This window comes from Hymenobacter volaticus (assembly GCF_022921055.1).
In the GTDB taxonomy this organism is placed as follows: Bacteria; Bacteroidota; Bacteroidia; order Cytophagales; family Hymenobacteraceae; genus Hymenobacter; species Hymenobacter volaticus.
In genome coordinates this window covers 2,115,078-2,134,838 of record NZ_CP095061.1, presented here as the reverse complement: position 1 = coordinate 2,134,838, position 19,761 = coordinate 2,115,078, and the positions used below count along the sequence as shown (strand labels likewise).

The following is a 19,761-nucleotide window of genomic DNA, read 5'->3' as shown; positions in this document are numbered from 1 at the left end:
GTCACCTCCTCGATGGTTGACTTTCACGGCCCTTGTAAGAAGCTGAAATAACACGTCTACTGGCAGCTACCGCTCGATACAATGGCCCTTATTCGGCAAAAGGAAAAGTAATGCGTCAACTCTTTTCACTATGCTGGTGCTTTACCTCTCGCACAGTTTGCGTGCTTCTGGTCTTTGTGCTCTACTGCTCTTGGGCTTCGGCGCAGCAACTAGCTGTCAGCAACTTGAAATGTGAGTACCAGCACAACCCGTTGGGTGTGCAGCGCGCTACGCCGATTTTCAGCTGGGAGCTGACCTCCGACCAGCGCGCAACCAAGCAAACCGGCTACCGAATCTTGGTAGCTGATACCGAAAAGCAGCTTGGCAACAACATCGGCAACGTTTGGGATTCGCAAAAGGTAACGTCTAGCGCCTCAATCCAAGTGAGCTACGCGGGCGCTCCGCTGAAGGCTACCGAAACCTATTATTGGAAGGTAATGGTCTGGGACCAGGCACAACGGGCTTCAACTTGGTCGGGGCCGGCGCGGTGGCAGATGGGCTTGCTGACTGCCGCCGACTGGCAGGGTGCCCAGTGGATTGCCTACGAGAAGCTGCCCGACGAACACGTCAACGTACTACCGACCGACGGCAAGAAGGACGTGTTTGTTGGCAACAACGTGCTGCCGCTGCTGCGCAAGGATTTCACCGTCCGGAAGAAGCTGCAGCGCGCCACTGCTTATGTCTGTGGCCTCGGGCAGTTTGAAATGCACCTGAATGGGCAGAAAGTGGGCGACCATTTTCTGGACCCCGCCTGGACCAAGTACGACAAGCACGCTCAGTACGTCACGTTCGACGTGACCGACCAACTACGCAAGGGCGCCAATACCGTGGGCGTACTACTGGGCAACGGCTTCTACTACGTACCACCCGTGAAGGGCCGGTTCCGCAAGCTCAAAACCGCCTTCGGCTACCCGAAAATGCTGTGTCGCGTGGTGCTCGACTACCAAGATGGCAGCACCGAGAATGTGCTGAGCGACGCCACCTGGAAAACCTCACCCGGCCCCGTAACCTTCAGCAGTATTTACGGGGGCGAGGACTACAACGCCACGCTAGAGCAGCCCGGCTGGGACACCCCACGTTTCAACGATAAAACCTGGAAACCAGCGCTGCTAGTAAGTGGCCCACCAGAGCTAAGCGCACAGGCTGCCGATCCACTGAAAGTACACGAGACCTTTGCTCCTCAGAAGATTACGTCGCTACCCGCCAACAAATGGGTGTACGATTTCGGCCAGAATGCTTCGGGCATCATCGAGTTGCAAGTGCAAGGCCAAGCAGGTGACACGGTACGAATTCTGCCTGCTGAATTGCTGAAAGACGACAACACTATCACGCAAAAGAACAGCGGCGGCCCCTACTATTTCACCTACGTGCTGAAAGGCAAAGGCGTGGAAACCTGGCAGCCGCGCTTCAGCTACTATGGCTTCCGCTACGCGCAGGTGGAAGGCAGCGTGCCCAAAGGCGAAGCTAACCCTAACAACCGCCCTGTAGTGCTGAAGCTCACCGCCTTGCACACGCGCAATGCCGCCCCGCGGGTAGGTGAGTTCAGCTGCTCCAACGACCTGTTCAACCGCACCAACTCCCTGATTGACTGGTCTATCAAGAGCAACATGGCCAGCGTATTCACGGATTGTCCGCACCGCGAAAAGCTAGGCTGGCAAGAGGAAACCCACCTGATGGGTCCGTCGGTGCGCTACAACTACGACATTGCCGCGCTCTGCCGCAAGGTTATCGAAGACCTGCGGGTGTCGCAGACGCCGGAGGGGCTGATTCCGGAAATCGCGCCGGAGTACGTGAAGTTTGAGTGGGGCGGCGACATGTTCCGCGACTCGCCGGAATGGGGTAGCAGCAGTGTGATCCTACCCTGGTACGTGTACCAATGGTATGGCGACAAGCAAGTGCTGCTCGAAAGCTACCCCATGATGCAGCGCTACGTAACCTACCTCGGCACCAAAGCCCAAGGGTATATTCTCAGCCAAGGCCTGGGCGACTGGTACGACCTCGGGCCCAAGCCGCCCGGTGTGTCGCAGCAGACCCCGATGGGCGTAACCGGGACCGCTACATACTACTACGACCTTACGATTCTAACCACCATTGCACGCTTGCTGGGCAAACCAGCCGATGCCGCGGCCTACGAAAAGCTGGCCGCCGAAGTGAAAACTGCTTTCAACGCGAAGTTTTTCAACAGAGGCACCAAGCAATACGCCACTGGCAGCCAAGCGGCTAATGCCATGGCCGTGTACATGGGTTTGGTGGAGCCCGCCGACAAGGCCGCCGTGGTGGAAAACATTGTGTTGGACATCCGCAACCGAGATAACAGCCTGACAGCCGGCGACATTGGCTACCGCTACTTACTGAAAGTGCTTGACGACGAAGGCCGGTCCGACGTCATCTTTGCAATGAACAACCGCGCCGATGTGCCCGGCTACGGCTACCAACTAACCAAAGGCGCTACCGCCCTTACCGAATCGTGGGCGGCGCTGCCCTCGGTGTCCAACAACCACCTAATGCTGGGCCACCTGATGGAATGGTTCTACGGAGGCTTAGCGGGCATTCGGCCGGCCGAGGATGCGGTGGCGTTCAACAAAATCGATATCCGACCCGAACCAGTCGGCGACGTGACTTCCGCTAAAGCTAGCCACCTGTCGCCCTACGGGCTGATTGCCAACGAGTGGAAAAAGACGAGTACCCGCTTTGAATTGACCGTGACCATCCCGGCCAATACCACCGCTACCATCCATTTGCCGGCCACTGCATCGTCCATCATCACGGAAAGCGGCCAGCAACTCCATCAGCGCAAAGAACTGACCAGCTTAGGATTCAACAAAGGCAAAACCCGCGTCCAGGTGGGTTCGGGCACCTACCATTTTGTAGTCAACTCACAATAGAAGCTGATCTGCTAGGCTTCTCTTGCGGGACCCGACAGCAGAAAACCAGGACTTTTACTTACCGGACATGAAACTGAAATACGCCTATCTGTTGCTGCTTGGCCTGCTGAACCAGACCTATGTCCGTGCACAAGCGAAGCCGCAGCAGGTGCCAGCCGACGTGATGCAGAAGGTGTACGAGGAAGTGAAAACGCCGCACAAGTACGGTCTCGTGCTCGTGACCGACGACAACCGCAAGAAGATGGACTGCCCAAGCGTATTTCGCAAAAACGGCAAGTGGTACATGACCTACATCATCTACGACGGCCGCGGCTACGAAACTTGGCTGGCGCAAAGCAAGGACCTATTGAAGTGGGAAACAAAAGGCAAAATCATGGCCTTTACCGACACCACCGATTGGGACACCAATCAAAAAGCAGGCTACGTGGCCCTACAAGACCACAAATGGGGCGGCAGCTACGAGTGGCAACCTTACCAGGGCAAATACTGGCTGTCGTATTTCGGCGGCAACTCGCGCGGCTACGAAAAAGGTCTGCTCTCCATCGGGATGGCCTACACGACCAAAGACCCAACCACCGTGCACCAGTGGCAACGCCTGCCCCAACCGGTGCTGCGCCCCGACGACAAGGATGTACGCTGGTGGGAAAACCACACCATCTACAAAAGCTCCGTCATCTGGGACAAGAGCAAGCTCACCGGCCACCCGTTCGTGATGTACTACAATGCCAACGGTGACTCGCTCGACACCAAGCGCGGCGCCGAGCGCATCGGCATGGCCGTCTCGGACGACATGACGCATTGGTCGCGGTACCTGCGCAACCCGGTTATCAACCACCACAAGGGCATCAGCGGCGATGCCTACCTGCAGCAACTGGATAACGGGCTGTGGGTGATGTTCTACTTCGGTGCCTTCTACCCCGGCGTGAGCGGTGCCGTGAACCGCTTTGCCTGCTCCTACGACTTAAAAAACTGGACCGACTGGACTGGTGCCAACCTCGTGGAACCGTCCGAACCTTATGACGAGCTATTTGCGCATAAGTCGTTTGTAGTGAAGCATAAAGGCGTGGTTTACCATTACTACTGCGCCGTAAACAAGCCCGACCAGCGCGGTATTGCCGTGGCCACCTCCAAAGACTTGGGCAAGAGCAACATCAACTTCATTGCCCCGCCGGAGAAAAAGAAAAAAGAAGCTAAAGCCTCCCCTAACTAACCCCACCCCCGGCCCTCCCCTCCGGGAGAGGGGTGCCAGACGATGGTAGTTTATCAGAACGCACCCCTCTCCCAGAGGGGAGGGGCCGGGGTGGGGTCGCCGAATACGGTCCATCATTTCAACTTAACACTTATGCCTCGCTCTCTCCTCCCGTTTCTTCTGCTATTGCTGCTAGGCGTGCCAAGCACGGCCTTCGGTGGGCAACCGGAAACGCGGGTGGTAGTTGACTTCAATAAAGACTGGAAGTTTTTTCTCGGCGACGAGGTGCAAGCCAAAGAAGTGCTCTTCAATGACGCTACCTGGCGGAAGCTTTGCCTGCCGCACGACTGGAGCATCGAGGGCAAATTCGACGAGAAGAACCCGGCCAAACCCGAAGGCGGCGGCTTGCCCACTGGCGTTGGCTGGTACCGCAAAACCTTCACGCTGCCCACTACCAAAAACAAGCGGGTCTACATCGAGTTCGACGGGGTACATCAGCACAGCGAAGTATGGCTGAACGGCCGCTCTTTGGGTTACCGGCCCAACGGCTACATTTCCTTTCGCTACGACCTGACGCCTCACCTCCGCCCCCCGGGCAGGTCAACGTGCTGGCCGTGCGCGTCGACAATTCCGCGCAGCCAAACTCCCGCTGGTACACGGGCTCGGGCATCTACCGCAACGTACGGCTGGTAACCACCCAACCGGTGGCCGTAGATCAGTGGGGCACCTTCGTGACCACGCCGCAGGTAAGTTCGACGGCCGCCACGGTTGCCGTGCAAACGCTGATTCGCAACGCGGCGGGCAGCAAGCAACAAGCTAACCTGGAGACGGTGGTGCTGGATGCCCAGGGCAAAGAAGTGGCTCGGCAGCTCACGAAAGGCATCAAACTCACCGATTCTATTACCCGCGTAGCGCAGACCCTTAGCCTGAGCAACCCCCAACTATGGTCAACCACGCGGCCCTACCTGTACCGGGTGCAGACCACCGTGTTCCAGGGCAAGAAGGCTGTGGATTCCTATGATACGCCGCTGGGTGTGCGTACTGCCGTGTTCAGACCCCAAGGGTTTCAACTCAACGGCCAACTGCTGCGCATTCAGGGCGTCAATCAACACCATGATTTGGGGGCGCTGGGGCAGCCTTCAACGTGCGGGCCGCCGAGCGGCAGCTGGAAATCCTGCGCGCTATGGGCTGCAACGCCATTCGGATGTCGCACAACCCGCCCGCGCCTGAACTGCTCGACCTCTGCGACCGGATGGGCTTTCTGGTGATGGACGAGGCGTTTGACATGTGGCAGAAAAAGAAAAACGGCAAAGACTACCACCTCGATTTCAAGCACTGGCACCGCCGCGACCTGGAAGACCAAATCCGCCGCGACCGAAACCACCCCTCGGTATTCATTTGGAGCATTGGCAACGAAATCCGGGAGCAATTCGACAGCACCGGCACCCGCCTCGCCAAGGAGCTGACCGCCCTTGTCAAGCAACTCGATTCCACCCGGCCCGTGACCTCGGCCCTGACCGAGCAGGAGCCCGACAAGAATTTTATCAGCCAGGCCGGCGTGCTCGATGTGCTGAGCTTCAACTACAAGCACGCGGAATATCCCAAGCTGCCTCAGCGCTTTCCCGGCCAAATCTTTCTGGCCACCGAAACCGCGGCGGCTTTCGAAACCCGTGGGCACTACGACCTGCCGTCCGATAGTGTCCGCATCTGGCCGCTGGACGGCAAAACCAAGCTTACCACCGGCAACCTCGACTTCACGGCTTCCAGCTACGACAACGCCCGACCCTACTGGGGCGCCACGCACGAGGCCGCCTGGGGCGCCATCAAGCAGAACCCGCACCTGACCGGCACCTTTGTGTGGAGCGGCTTCGACTACCTCGGCGAGCCGCTCCCCTACCCCTGGCCGGCGCACAGCTCTTATTTCGGCGTCATCGACCTGGCCGGCTTTCCCAAGGATGCCTACTATCTCTACCAAAGCGAGTGGACCAACCAGCCCGTACTGCACTTGTTGCCGCACTGGAACTGGCGCCCCGGCCAAACCGTGGACGTGTGGGCCTACTACAGCCAAGCCGACGAAGTGGAGCTACTACTCAACGGCAAGTCGCTGGGCACCCGCAAAAAGCAAGGCGCCGATTTGCACGTGCTGTGGCGCGTGCCCTACGCCCCCGGCACTTTGCAAGCAGTGTCGCGCAAAGGCGGCCAAACCGTGCTGACGCGCACCATCAACACGACTGCCCCCGCCGCCAAAATCGAACTAACCGCCGACCGCAGCAAGCTGCAAGCCGACGGCAAAGATTTGTCCTTCCTTACTGTAAGAGTGCTGGATGCCGCCGGCAACTTGGTACCCGACGCGGCCAACCTAGTGCAGTTTGCCGTCAACGGCCCCGGCTTGGTGGCCGGCGTCGACAATGGCTATCAGGCCAGCTTGGAGCCGTTCAAGGCCGATTCGCGCAAAGCCTACAACGGCATGTGCCTGGCCATCATCCAAACCACAGAAAAAGAAGGAACTATCACGGTGCAGGCCACCGCCGACAACCTGACGCCGGCCGCCGTGACGCTAACAAGCACAGCCGCCCCCGGGGCATTTTCTGGAAAAGAGCAGGCAAGTCAGTCGCACGCGGCAAAGAACTGATTGTACAACCAATGACTCATCACTGTTTGAATTCTACTTTCCACGCCGCTAATCGTCTGGCACCGCCGCTTCTGTTGAGAAGAGGAAGCCGGGGGCGAGGCGTACCGTTTGGGCCACCCTGCTGCTCCTGCTGCCCACGCTACTCCACGCCCAAGAGGCCAGCGTGTACTTCTTTCCGGGGGTTTCCCATCCGCCGACAGTGTACGCCGGCGAAGCCGACGGCTACCAGATTCCGCAGATTACCGAACTCAACCGCGACCCGGCCCGGGCCACAGCGTACTCTTTCCCTTCTGAAAAAGAGGCCCTGCTGGGCGACCGGACCAAAACCTCACGGTTGCTTTCGCTGAACGGCAATTGGGAATTCAGCTTTGCCAGTAAGCCCGCTGACGCTCCCAAAGACTTCTACAAAAACCGCGTGAGTGGTTGGAAGCAGCTGACGGTGCCCGCCAACTGGGAAATGAACGGCTACGACCTACCGATCTACAAAAGCGCCAAGTACCCGTTTCGCCCCGTTGCGCCGCCCTTCGTGCCACAAGACTACAACGGCGTGGGCTCCTACCAGCGCACGTTCACGGTGCCCGCGGGCTGGCAAAATCAGAACGTGACGCTGCACTTCGGCGGCGTCAGTTCGGCCTTTAAGGTGTGGGTAAATGGCAAGTTTCTGGGCTACGGGGAGGATAGTTGCCTACCATCGGAATTCAACGTAACGCCTTATCTGCAAGCTGGTGAGAACACCGTTTCGGTGCAGGTGATGCGCTGGTCGGATGGGTCCTACCTCGAAGACCAGGACCATTGGCGCCTGAGCGGCATCTACCGCGAAGTGCTGCTCCTGGCCGAGCCGAAGTTTCGCATTGCCGATTTCCATTGGCAGGCCAAGCTCGATAAGCGGTACAAAGACGCGGTGCTTAGCATCCGGCCCCGGCTAGAAAACCTAACCGGCAACAACGACCTGAGTGGTTATCAACTGAAAGCGCAGCTCTATGATAAAGCGGGGGCCGCGGTGCTAACTCAGCCCTTGCAGCGCACTGCCGAAAGCATCATCAACGAGCCTTACCCGCGCCTCGACAACGCCAAGTTCGGGCTGCTGGAAACCACCATCCGCAACCCGCTGAAGTGGAGCGACGAGGCGCCCAACCTCTATACGCTGGTGCTCACGCTCACCGACCAAGCCGGCAACGTGCTGGAAGCCAAGAGCTGCAAGGTTGGCTTCCGCAGCATCGAGTTTTCCAAGGACAACGGCAAGCTGCTACTCAACGGCAAGCAAACTTACCTCTACGGCGTCAACCGCCACGACCACCACCCCACCAAGGGCATGGCGGTGACCAGGGACGACATCCGGCAGGACGTGCAGACCCTCAAGCAGTTCAACTTCAACTGCATCCGTACCAGCCACTACCCCAACGACCCGTACTTCTACGACCTCTGCGACGAGTACGGCATCCTCGTCATCGACGAGGCCAACCTGGAAACCCACGGGTTAGGCTCTAAACTCAGCAACGACCCGGCCTGGACCACTGCCTACCAGGAGCGCAGCATGCGCATGGCGTTGCGCGACAAAAACCACCCGAGCATCATCTTCTGGAGCCTCGGCAACGAGTCGGGGCGCGGGCCGAACCACGCCGCCATGGCCGCCTGGCTGCACGATTTCGACATCACCCGGCCCATTCACTACGAGCCGGCGATGGGCGACCCGCACGTGGAAGGTTACATCGACCCCAACGACCCCGCCTACCCCAAAAACCACGCCTACCGCATCCAAACGCCCCGCGACCAAGCCTACGTGGACATGGTGAGCCGCATGTACCCCGGCTTGTTTACCGGTGAGTTGCTAGCCAAACAGCAAAACGGCGACACCCGGCCCATTTTCTTTTGCGAGTACGCTCACTCCATGGGCAACGCCACCGGCAACATGAAGGAATTTTGGGACAGTTGGCGCGCCACCAAGCGCGTGATTGGGGCTGCATTTGGGAATTTAAAGACCAGGGACTCCTGAAAAAAGACTCGGTTGGCAAGCCCTTTTATGCCTACGGCGGCGACTTTCAAGAAAAGTACTACGACGACTTCACCATCAAAGGCATTGTGGCCTCCGACGGCAAGCCCCACGCGGCCATCTACGAGTGCAAGCGGGTGTACCAACCAGCGGAATGCACCTTGATTGATGCCAGCAAAGGCTTGCTGAAAATTGAAAACCGCCACGCCAGCAAATCCCTCGGCGACTACACGGCGGCGCTGACGGTGCGCGAGGATGGCCGGGTAGTTTCCGTCAAGACGCTGCCGCGCCTGCAACTGGCGGCGGGCCGCGACACCATTCTTTCCCTCAAGCCCTTGCTGCCAAAAATGAAATCTGGCGCCGAGTATCTGGCCACTATCTCCTTCACGCTGCCGGAGCAAGCTACTTGGGCCCCCAAGGCCACGAGGTAGCCAGCAACCAGTTTGCGCTGACTGGATTGGCCCAGCCATCGGCACCCGCTAGCAAGTATCCGGCCGTGACGGTGCGCGAGGAAGCGAACAGGTACACGCTCAGCGGCAAGGACTTTCAGGTAGCCTTCGACAAAACCAGCGGCGCGCTAACCTCCTACCGCCACCGTGGCACCGAGCAGCTGGCCGCCCCGCTCCTGCCCCACTTCACGCGCCCCCTCACCGACAACGACCGACGTGGCTGGAAAGCCGACAAAAAGCTGAAGGAGTGGTACACGGCCTCCCCTAAGCTGCAAACCATGACGCTCGATAAGTCCGGCATCGGCACGTCCACTGTAACGAGCACTTACCGCCTCATCGCAGATAAAACCACGGTGCAGGTGACTTACACCGTCAATGGCAACGGGGTGCTGAAGGTGGAGTACGCCTTGACGCCCGCCGCGGGTTTGCCCAACATCCCGAAGGTGGGCATGCAGATGGGTATTCGGCGCAACTACGCCCAAATCAGCTACTACGGCCGCGGCCCGCTGGAAAACTACATCGACCGGCGCTACGGCTTCGACGCGGGCATTTACAGCCAGCCACTCAGCGAGTTTGCCGATTCCTACGTGGTGCCCATGGAGTACGCCAACCGCACCGATGTTCGCTGGATGCAGCTCGCCGACCAGCAGAAAGCTGGCCTGCTGGTAGTAGCCGACAGCTTATTGAGTATGAGCGCCTGGCCCTACACCGAGCAGAACATTCAGGCGGCCCGCCACACCAACAAGCTTGAAGACGCCGGTTTCATCACCCTCAACATCGACCTCGCGCAGATGGGCGTCGGTGGCAACACCAGTTGGGATGCGCAAGCCGCGCCGATCGACAAGTACCAGTTGCCCGCCAAACCCTACGCCTACAGCTTTTATCTGCTCCCCCTAGGCGGCAAGAAAGTTGACGTCAGCGCGCTAGCGCGGAAGGTGCGGTTTGAGAGTAAAACCCAGGTTCGCGAAGGGAAAACACCTACCATCGGCAGCACCGGCAAACTGTAGCATGAATCGTAGGCTCACTCCTTCTTTCTTCGCGTGCAACCTGCTTCTCGGGCTGATTACCTGCGTGGTCAGCCCCGAGGCGCAGGCGCAGTCCAGCGCGGCCCCTGTCGACTTGAAGGCGGCGTTTCAGAACCCGCCCGAGGCGGCCAAACCGTGGGTGTTCTGGTACTGGATGAACGCCGCCGTGACGCCCGAGGGCATTACGGCCGACCTGGAAGCTATGCGCGAAGCGGGCATCGGCGGGGCCTACCTCATGCCGATAAAGGGCGTTGAAAATCCGCCGGCTATTACGCCGCCAGCCGTGCAACTCTCGCCGCAATGGTGGAAAATGGTGAAGCACGCCATGAGGGAAGCCGACCGCCTCGGCCTGAAACTGGCCATGCACGTGAGCGACGGATTTGCCCTGGCCGGCGGCCCCTGGATTACGCCGGAGCTGTCGATGCAGAAGGTGGTGTACACGCAGAGCCTGGTGAAAGGTGGCCGCCGCATAAACCAAGTGCTGCCGCAGGCCGCCACCGTGCAAAACTACTACCGCGACATTGCGGTGTACGCCTATCCTACTCCCCAAGGCATCAGCTCCACGGCCACCAGCAAACCCCGCGTTACGAGCAACATAGCGGGTGGCAAGCCAGAACTGCTGGCCGTGGCTGGCAACAAAGAAGGCTTTAAAACCAGTGAACCGGGCTGGATTCAGTACGCCTTCGACCAGCCTTTTACTTGCCGCTCCCTGCGCATTCGTTCCAACGGCTATAACTACCAGGCCAACCGCTTATTAGTGGAAGTCAGCAACGACGGCCAGCAGTTCCGGCCCGTCACGCGGCTGCAACCGCCCCGCAGCGGCTGGCAGGACAGCAGCGCCGTAACGCACGCGCTGCCCCCACCACCGCCCGCTACTTCCGTTTCCGCTACGACCCGACGGGTTCGGAACCGGGTGCCGAGGACTTGGACGCGGCCAAGTGGAAACAGTCGCTAAAAGTGACTGAAATCCGGCTGTCGGGCGAGGCGCGCATTCATCAGTACGAAGGCAAAAACGGTGAGGTGTGGCGCGTAAGTGAGCGAACTACTGCGCAACAGCTCCCGGATTCGCTGTGCGTGCCGCTAAGCAAAGTTGTCAACCTGACCGGCAAGCTGGACGCTACCGGCCGCTTGATCTGGAACGTCCCGCCCGGCAACTGGACAATTCTGCGCGTCGGGCACGGCTCGACGGGCCAAATCAATACCACGGGCGGCGGGGCCGGCGGGCTGGAGTGCGACAAGTTCAATCCCGAAGCCGTGAAGCTGCAATTCGACAGCTGGTTTGGCGAAGCTATCCGCCAGGGCGGACCAGATTTAGCTAGTCGGGTGCTGAAGATGTTTCACGTAGACAGTTGGGAATGCGGCTCGCAGAACTGGTCAATTAACTTTGCCACTGAATTCAAGCAGCGCCGCGGCTACGAATTGCTACCCTATCTGCCGGTGCTGACCGGGGTGCCGCTGGAAAGCGCCGACGTATCGGAAAGGGTGCTGTTTGATGTGCGCCAGACCATTGCGGAACTGGTAAACGACAAGTTCTACGTGACGCTGAAAGAGCAGGCCCACGCCAAAGGCTGCACGTTTTCGGCCGAGGCCATTGCGCCTACCATGGTGAGTGACGGCCTGCTGCACTACCAGCACGCCGACGTACCGATGGGCGAGTTCTGGCTGCGCAGCCCCACCCACGACAAGCCCAACGACATGCTCGACGCCATTTCGGGCGCGCATATCTACGGCAAGAACATCGTGCAGGCCGAAGCTTTCACCGAACTCAGGCTAGCTTGGGACGAGCATCCCGGCATGCTCAAGGCCTTGCAGGACCGCAACTACGCACTGGGCATCAACCGGATGGTGTACCACGTATTCGTGCACAACCCCTGGCTGAACCGAAAGCCCGGCATGACGCTAAGTGGCATCGGCCTTTTTTTCCAGCGCGACCAAACTTGGTGGAAACCCGGCCGCGCCTGGGTGGACTACGCCCGCCGCTGCCAGGCCCTGCTCCAACTTGGCCACCCCGTTACGGACGTAGCGGTATTCACGGGCGAGGAGACCCCGCGCCGCGCCATCCTCCCCGACCGGCTGGTTTCGACGCTGCCGGGCATTTTTGGGGCGGCTACCGTAGCCAGCGAAAAGCAGCGCCTCGCCAACGTTGGCTTGCCCATGCGCGAGTTGCCCGAAAAAGTATCGGCTTCCGCCAACATGGCCACGGCCGAAACCCTGGTGGACCCGCTGCACGGCTATGCCTACGATTCCTTTAACAAGGATGTACTGCTGAACCGCGCCACGGTGCAGAACGGCCGCATCACGCTACCGGGCGGGGCCAGCTACAGTTTGCTGATAATTCCCGGAGCCCACCCCATGTCACCCGATAGCACGGCTATGTCGCCGACCGTGGCCGGTCGGCTGCGGGAGTTGGTGCAAGCCGGGGCCACCGTGCTCCTCAACCGCCGGCCAACTCACTCGCCGGAATTGCGCGACTTCCCGGCGGCCGACAAACAAATTCAGCAGCTCACGGCGCAACTACCTTCCACGAACAACTTAATTGCCTCAACTTCTGTGGCGCCGCTTTCCTTTGGTCAAGGCCGAGTAGTGCAAGGACCTTTCACCGCTGATTCGTTTGAGGCGTTGGGCTTGACGCGGGATGTAGTAGCAACCAGTGCCAGCGGCCAACGCGCCCGCGGCATTGCCTGGAATCACCGCACCGACGCGCAGTTCGATATCTACTTCATTTCCAATCAGCTCGACTCGCTCCAAACCATCAACCTGTCGGTGCGGGTGGCGGGGCGACAGCCGGAGCTATGGAACCCGGTAACGGGTGAAACGCGCTTAGCGCAAGACTGGCAACTCGAAAATGGCCGCACCCGGCTGCCGTTGCGGCTAAACCGCAACGAGTCCATGTTCGTGGTGTTTCGGGAGCCGACCACGCAGCAAGCCGCCCATACCGGCCGAAACTGGACGGACTTAGAGTTGCAGCAAACCCTGAGCGGGCCGTGGCAGGTTTCCTTTGACGCCAAAGCCGGTGGCCCTGCCCAACCCGTCGTCTTCCATGACCTCACGGACTGGAGCAAGCACCCCGACACGGCCATCCGGCATTATTCCGGCACCGCCGAGTACACCAAGACTTTCCGCTGGAAGCAAAGTAAGCGCCGCCAGCAGCGGGTGTGGCTGGAGCTCGGCCAACTCGCCAACCTAGCCGAAGTGCAGGTGAACGACACAACTTGTGGCATTTCCTGGACTGCTCCCTACCGCATCGACATCACCAACGCCCTACGCAAGGGCGACAACCAGCTTCGCATTCTCGTGACCAACACTTGGGCTAACCGCCTCATCGGCGACCAAGCCCTCCCCACTGACCAGCGCCACACCTGGACGCCTGCGCCTGCGCCAGCCGCTGGCAAGCCACTGCTACCGGCTGGCTTGCTCGGGCCAGTTGGCATCAGCGTTTCCAAGGAATCGTCGAAATGAAATATGAACCGCAAAAACCATCGTGCAGAGTGCCGCGAGGCTTGTATTGTGTTGCTATTGCCAACCAGAACGTCATGCTTCGACTGCGCTCAGCATGACAGGTGCCAGGTCAGCACAATGACCTTTCTTAATTTTTGACTCTGAGCTTATTGCCATGAATCGTTCCACCCGCAATTTCCTTCCTGTTGCGCTCCTCAGCTTCGCAACGCTAATTGCCCGACCAGCGACGGCCCAAGACAAAGGACTGGTTAACACATCTGCCAGTACCTATGCCAAGCTGAGCGGCGTGGACGTAGGCAGCGTGAGTTGGCAGCAAGGCTTTTGGGCCGACCGGTTTAAAGTGTGCCGAGAATCCATGATTCCGACCATGTGGGCCTTGTACCATGATCCGGTGAAAAATCACTCGTTCCGCAACTTTGAAATTGCGGCGGGGCTGGAAAAAGGCGAGCACAAAGGTCCGCCCTTTCACGACGGCGACTTTTACAAGCTGTTTGAAGCCGTGGCCGCCACTTACGCCACCACTAAAGACCCGGCCCTGGACCGCATGATGGACGAGGCCATCACCGTTATTGCCAAGTGCCAGCGCCCCGACGGCTACCTCAATACGCAGGCTACCATTGCGGCGCTGAACACGGGCAAGGGCACCGAGTTTCAGGACCGGCTCAACTTTGAAAGCTACAACCTAGGCCACCTGATGACGGCCGCCTGCGTGCACTACCGCGCCACCGGCAAAACGACCATGCTGGATTTGGCGAAAAAGGCTACCGATTACCTCTACAACTTTTATCAGCGGTCCTCGCCGGAGCTGGCCCGCAATGCCATCTGCCCTTCCCACTACATGGGCGTGGTGGAAATGTACCGCACTACCCGCGACCCGCGCTACTTGGAACTCTCCAAAAACCTGATCAATATCCGGGGCTGGTGCAGAACGGCACCGACGACAACCAGGACCGCCTGCCGTTCCGGCAGATGCAGAAAGCCGGCGGCCACGCCGTGCGCGCCAATTACCTGTTTGCGGGCGTGGCCGACGTGTATGCCGAAACCGGCGACAAAGCGTTGCTCACCACCCTGGACAAGATGTGGAACGACGTGACCAGCCACAAAATGTACGTCACGGGAGCCTGCGGAGCGCTTTACGACGGTGTTTCGCCCGACGGCACCGCCTACAAACCCGACACGGTGCAGAAAATTCACCAGGCGTATGGGCGCGACTACCAGCTCCCCAACTACACGGCCCACGGCGAGACCTGCGCCAACATCGGCAACGTGCTCTGGAACTGGCGCATGCTGCAAGTTACCGCCGACGCCAAGTACGCCGACGTGCTGGAAACGGCACTCTACAACAGCGTGCTTTCAGGTATCAGCCTAGATGGCAAGCGGTTTCTGTACACCAATCCGCTGGCGTATTCCGACGAGCTGCCATTCAGCCAGCGGTGGTCCAAGGATCGGGTCGACTACATCAGCCTTTCCAACTGCTGCCCGCCCAACGTAGTGCGCACCGTAGCTGAGGTCAGCAACTACCTGTACAGCGTATCAGACAAAGGTCTGTGGCTGAATATGTACGGCGGCAATACGCTGAACACCAAGCTTCGGGATGGCTCCGCCGTGCGCATGAGCCAAGTAACCGATTATCCGTGGGACGGCACCGTGAAGCTGACGCTGAACGAAGCGCCACTTAAGCCGTTTTCGCTGTTTCTCCGGATTCCGGGTTGGAGCGAGCAAGTTAAGCTGCTCGTCAATGGCAAAGCGCAAAACGTGGCGCTAAAGCCCGGCACCTACGCCGAAGTGAACCGCACCTGGAAGGCCGGCGACCAAGTGGAACTGCAATTGCCAATGCCCGCTCGACTCGTGGAAGCCAACCCGCTAGTGGAAGAAACCCGCAACCAGGTAGCCGTGAAACGCGGCCCCATTGTGTACTGCGCGGAAACCAAAGACTTCCCGGTTAACCAGAAGCTCTCGGCCCTTACCATTTCGGCTGGCACTCGCTTTTCGCCGAAGCAGCTACGCATCGAGGGCAGCAGCGTAATGACCCTTACCGGCAAAGGGGAGCTGACACCCGACCAACAATGGAGCAGCCAGCTCTACCGCCCGCTTTCCAACCGCAAACCCACCACGGTACCGCTCACCCTCATTCCCTACTACGCCTGGGGCAACCGCGGCCACACCGATATGCAAGTCTGGATTCCAGTGAGCCGGTAGTGGTTTGCCATGCATTCCCCAACACCAAAAGCCATCAACCTTCAGCTTTGCTCAGCAAAACAGAAATGCGTGCTGCCATTGCTAACACCACCCGAACGTCCAACTGAGCTTGCTGCTTTCTTACATGAACACCAAGTCATTTCTCTTCTGCCTCGCCGCACTGCTTATTCCTCGCCTGCTTTGGGCGGAAGTTAAGTTGCCTGCCCTTTTCACCGACAACATGGTGTTTCAGCAGCAAGCGGCGTGTGCGGTGTGGGGATGGGCAAAGGCGGGCAGCACCATCACCGTAGCGCCTTCGTGGGGCAAGCAGAAGTACACCACCAAAGCCGACGCGGCGGGTAAGTGGAAACTAAAAGTAACGACGCCACAAGCGGGTGGGCCGTACCAACTAACCATCAGCGACGGAAAGCCCGTGACATTGAAGAACGTGTTGGTGGGCGAGGTGTGGCTCTGCACGGGACAGTCGAACATGGAGATGCCGATGAAGGGCTTCAAGGGCCAACCGATTCTAAACGCCAACGAGGCTATTTTGAAGTCGAGCAACCCCAATATTCGGCTCTACAACGTGCCGCGCAACTCCCGCACCGAACCCAAAGACAACAGCAAGCCCTTCGTTTGGAAAGTGGCCGAGCCCGAAGCCGTATCGAACTTCAGCGCCACCGGCTATTACTTTGGCCGGCTGCTCAACGAGCTGTTGCACGTGCCGGTGGGCCTGATCAATTGCAGCTACGGCGGCTCTACCATTGAGGCCTGGATGAACGCCGAAACGCTCCGCCAATTCGCGGGCGTGACAATTCCACTTAAAACCGACTCCATCAAAGAGGTGAACCGCACGCCCACCACGCTCTACAATGGCATGCTGCACCCGGTGGTCGGCTACGGTATTCGGGGTGTTATCTGGTACCAGGGCGAATCCAACTACGAGCACCCCGACGAGTACCCGGCCCGGCTGGCAGCGTTGGTGAAAGAGTGGCGCACGGAGTGGAGCATGGGCGATTTTCCGTTCTACTACGCCCAAATTGCCCCGTACAACTACGCCCAGCTCCCGCCCTACAACAAAGGCGGCAAGTTCAACTCGGCCTTCCTGCGCGACGCCCAGCGCAAGGCCGAATCCCAAATGCCAAATGCCGCCATGGCCGTCCTGCTTGATGTGGGCGAAGAAAATTCCATTCACCCCATGCGCAAAGAACTTGGCGGTACCCGCTTAGCGCTGCTGGCTTTAGCCAAAACGTATGGGCTGAAAGGCTTCGGCGCTACTAGCCCGGCCTACGAGTCGCTGGAGGTGAAAGACGGGGCCGTAGCAGTGAAATTCAAGGACGCACCGAACGGCCTGAGCAGCTTCGGGTTGGAGCTAACGGGCTTTGAAGTGGCCGGCACCGACCAGAAGTTTTACCCCGCCAAAGCCGCCATCAACGGCAGCGTCATCACGGTGTCGAGCGAGGCGGTGAAGGCGCCGGTGGCCGTGCGCTACGCCTTCCAGGACTTCACCCGCGCCACGTTGTTCAGCAACGAAGACTTGCCCGTATCATCGTTTCGGACTGATGATTGGGCGCAATGAGTAAGTTTCTTCTTGGGCGCTTGGGCGCGCTGTTGCTGTGCCTGCTCCCCCTTACCATTCGTGCTCAAAAAACCGCGGCAGCCGACCCCGAGCTAGCGGCCTGCAACATCACCTGGACCAGCCCGAGTTGCAACGCCCGCGAATCCATGCCCTGCGGTGGCGGCGACGTGGGCCTGAACGCGTGGGTGGAGCAAGGCGACGTGCTGTTCTACGTGGCCCGCAGCGGCACCTTCGACGAAAACAATACGCTACTCAAGCTCGGCCGCGTACGGCTGCGGCTTTCCCCGAACCCCTTCGCAGGCGGCACCTTCAAGCAGCACCTTAACCTTGAAGCCGGCGACGTAACGCTGAGCGGTACCGTCGGCAACAACTCGGCGCAGGTGCACATTTGGGTGGACGTGTTCAAGCCGGTCGTACACGTTGAGGTCAGCAGCTCCGAGAAAGTGGTGGCGGAGGCCAGCTACGAAAGCTGGCGCTACCAAGACCACCCCACCAAAGGCAAGGAAAACAACCAGAATTCCTATAAGTGGGCGCCGCAGGGCGAGGTAAAAACCCTGCAAGACAGCATCCGCTTCCGCCGCCAGGGCGTGGAGTTCTTCCACCAAAATCGCGCCCAAACGGTATTCGACGTGACAGTGCAGCAGCAAGGGTTGGTAGCTATAAAGCCGCAATTAACCAATCCGCTGCAAAACTTGATTTTCGGCGGTGTGCTGCAAGGGCGCGGCTTCGCTCCGGCCGGCACTTATTCCGGCAAGTACCTCGATACGCCTTATCAGGGCTGGAAGCTGAAAAGTCGGGCGGCCCGCGCCCACTCCATGGTAGTGGCTATGCACACCGCCTACTCGCCGAGGGCGGCGCAGTGGCGGCAGAGCTTGCAACAGACGTTAGCGGCTGCGCAACAAAACCTGAAAGAAAGCCGGCAACGCACGCTGGCCTGGTGGCGCGACTACTGGAACCGCAGCTTTGTGTACGTGCAACCGGGGCAGCAGGCCGCCAACGCGCCCGAGTGGCAGGCGGGGCGCAACTACCAGCTAATGCGCTATATGTTGGGGTGCAATGCGTTCGGTGCTTACCCCACCAAGTTCAACGGGGGTTTGTTCACCTACGACCCTTCGCTAACGGATTCCACGTTGAAGTTCACCCCGGATTTTCGCAACTGGGGCGGCGGCACCCACACCGCCCAAAACCAGCGGTTGGTGTATTGGCCGATGCTGAAAAGCGGCGACGCCACCCTAATGAAGCCGCAGTTCGATTTCTACCTGCGCATCCTGCGCAATGCCGAGCTGCGCAGTGAAACGTACTGGCACCACCAAGGCGCCTGCTTCACCGAGCAACTCGAAAACTTCGGCTTGCCCAACCCGGCCGAATACAACTGGAAACGCCCTCCCGGCTTCGACCCCGGCCTAGAGTACAACGCCTGGCTGGAATACGAGTGGGACACGGTGCTGGAATTCTGCTTGATGATGTTGGAAACCGAGCGCTACGCCGGCCACGACGTAGCCGCTTACCTGCCCTTCGTGGAAAGCTGCCTGACTTTTTTCGACGAGCATTACCAATACCTGGCGCGCCAGCGCGGCGCCAAAGCCCTCGACGGAGAAGGCCACTTGGTGCTTTATCCTGGCTCCGGTGCCGAAACCTACAAGATGGCCTACAATTCCACTGCCACCATTGCCGCTTTGCGCACCGTACTGACGCGCCTGCTGGAACTGCCGCCTACCTATGGCACCGCCGAACAGCGCAAAACGTGGACGGCCATGCTCGGCCGGGTCCCCGACATCAGCTTGCGAGAGGTGGAAGGCCACAAGCTGCTCGCCCCGGCCAAATCTTGGGAGCGAATCAACAACGTGGAAAGTCCGCAGCTCTACCCCGTGTTTCCGTGGGGCTTGTACGGCATCGGCAAGGCCGACCTGGCGGTGGCCGTCAATACCTACCGCTACGACCCGGATGTGCAGAAATTTCGCAGCCACATCGGGTGGAAGCAGCATAACATTTTCGCCGCCCGCCTCGGCCTGACCGACGAAGCCGCCGAGCTAACCGTGAAGAAGCTACAAGATTCCGGCCGCCGCTTCCCCGCCTTCTGGGGCCCCGGCTACGACTGGGCACCCGACCACAACTGGGGCGGCGCTGGTATGCTTGGCCTCCAGGAAATGCTCTTGCAAACCGACGGCCGCAAAATCTTCCTACTCCCCGCCTGGCCCCGAACCTGGGATGTGCATTTCAAGCTGCACGCCCCCTACCAAACCACCGTGGAAGCCGTAGTGAAAGATGGCCAAGTTCAGATAGTAAAGGTGACACCGGAGTCGCGCCGCCAGGATATTGTGGTGGACTAGCAGGGG

13 protein-coding genes and 1 pseudogene are annotated in these 19,761 nt (G+C 59.5%); all 14 read left to right on the top strand.

Features of this window, described 5'->3' with window-relative positions; translation table 11 throughout:
- The first annotated feature begins 161 nt into the window (after window positions 1–161).
- The 14 genes and pseudogenes from MUN86_RS09160 (at window position 162) to MUN86_RS09095 (ending at window position 19,755) form a co-directional block, all read left to right on the top strand.
- Entirely contained in the window at window positions 162–2,924 is a 2,763-nt protein-coding gene (locus MUN86_RS09160; protein ID WP_245124438.1) for a family 78 glycoside hydrolase catalytic domain, read from the top strand.
- A 67-nt stretch (window positions 2,925–2,991) separates the two neighbouring features.
- A complete protein-coding gene (locus MUN86_RS09155) occupies window positions 2,992–4,134 on the top strand; it encodes a glycosylase (protein WP_245124434.1) in 1,143 nt (380 codons plus the stop codon).
- A 132-nt stretch (window positions 4,135–4,266) separates the two neighbouring features.
- A complete protein-coding gene (locus MUN86_RS09150; RefSeq protein WP_245124431.1) occupies window positions 4,267–4,806 on the top strand; it encodes a glycosyl hydrolase 2 galactose-binding domain-containing protein in 540 nt (179 codons plus the stop codon).
- Window positions 4,719–5,381, top strand: coding sequence for a glycoside hydrolase family 2 protein (locus MUN86_RS09145; protein ID WP_245124429.1), 663 nt, complete (start codon window positions 4,719–4,721; stop codon window positions 5,379–5,381). Before MUN86_RS09150 ends, MUN86_RS09145 begins: the two co-directional genes overlap by 88 nt.
- Window positions 5,297–6,745, top strand: coding sequence for a glycoside hydrolase family 2 TIM barrel-domain containing protein (locus tag MUN86_RS09140; protein WP_245125683.1), 1,449 nt, complete (start codon window positions 5,297–5,299; stop codon window positions 6,743–6,745). Before MUN86_RS09145 ends, MUN86_RS09140 begins: the two co-directional genes overlap by 85 nt.
- A 163-nt stretch (window positions 6,746–6,908) precedes the next feature.
- Window positions 6,909–8,824, top strand: a pseudogene (locus MUN86_RS09135) (glycoside hydrolase family 2 TIM barrel-domain containing protein); the annotation flags it as partial.
- A complete protein-coding gene (locus tag MUN86_RS09130; protein ID WP_375379500.1) occupies window positions 8,825–9,166 on the top strand; it encodes a DUF4981 domain-containing protein in 342 nt (113 codons plus the stop codon).
- On the top strand, window positions 9,142–10,191 hold the full coding sequence (locus tag MUN86_RS09125) for a beta-galactosidase small subunit (RefSeq protein WP_245124420.1): 1,050 nt from the start codon (window positions 9,142–9,144) through the stop codon (window positions 10,189–10,191). Before MUN86_RS09130 ends, MUN86_RS09125 begins: the two co-directional genes overlap by 25 nt.
- Before the next feature lies 1 nt (window position 10,192).
- Window positions 10,193–11,164 carry a glycosyl hydrolase gene (locus MUN86_RS09120; protein WP_245124418.1) on the top strand — a complete coding sequence of 324 codons (972 nt, stop codon included), beginning with the start codon at window positions 10,193–10,195 and terminating at the stop codon, window positions 11,162–11,164.
- A 2-nt stretch (window positions 11,165–11,166) separates the two neighbouring features.
- The gene (locus tag MUN86_RS09115; protein WP_245124415.1) at window positions 11,167–13,668 is read left to right on the top strand and encodes a glycosyl hydrolase; all 2,502 of its coding nucleotides are present in this window, start codon (window positions 11,167–11,169) and stop codon (window positions 13,666–13,668) included.
- Between the two features lie 154 nt (window positions 13,669–13,822).
- Window positions 13,823–14,761, top strand: coding sequence for a beta-L-arabinofuranosidase domain-containing protein (locus tag MUN86_RS09110; RefSeq protein WP_245124413.1), 939 nt, complete (start codon window positions 13,823–13,825; stop codon window positions 14,759–14,761).
- On the top strand, window positions 14,662–15,867 hold the full coding sequence (locus tag MUN86_RS09105) for a glycoside hydrolase family 127 protein (protein WP_245125681.1): 1,206 nt from the start codon (window positions 14,662–14,664) through the stop codon (window positions 15,865–15,867). Before MUN86_RS09110 ends, MUN86_RS09105 begins: the two co-directional genes overlap by 100 nt.
- Before the next feature lie 124 nt (window positions 15,868–15,991).
- Window positions 15,992–17,425 carry a sialate O-acetylesterase gene (locus MUN86_RS09100; RefSeq protein ID WP_245124411.1) on the top strand — a complete coding sequence of 478 codons (1,434 nt, stop codon included), beginning with the start codon at window positions 15,992–15,994 and terminating at the stop codon, window positions 17,423–17,425.
- Window positions 17,422–19,755, top strand: a complete 2,334-nt coding sequence (locus MUN86_RS09095; RefSeq protein ID WP_245124409.1) for a DUF5703 domain-containing protein — start codon at window positions 17,422–17,424, stop codon at window positions 19,753–19,755. Before MUN86_RS09100 ends, MUN86_RS09095 begins: the two co-directional genes overlap by 4 nt.
- Window positions 19,756–19,761: the final 6 nt, after the last annotated feature.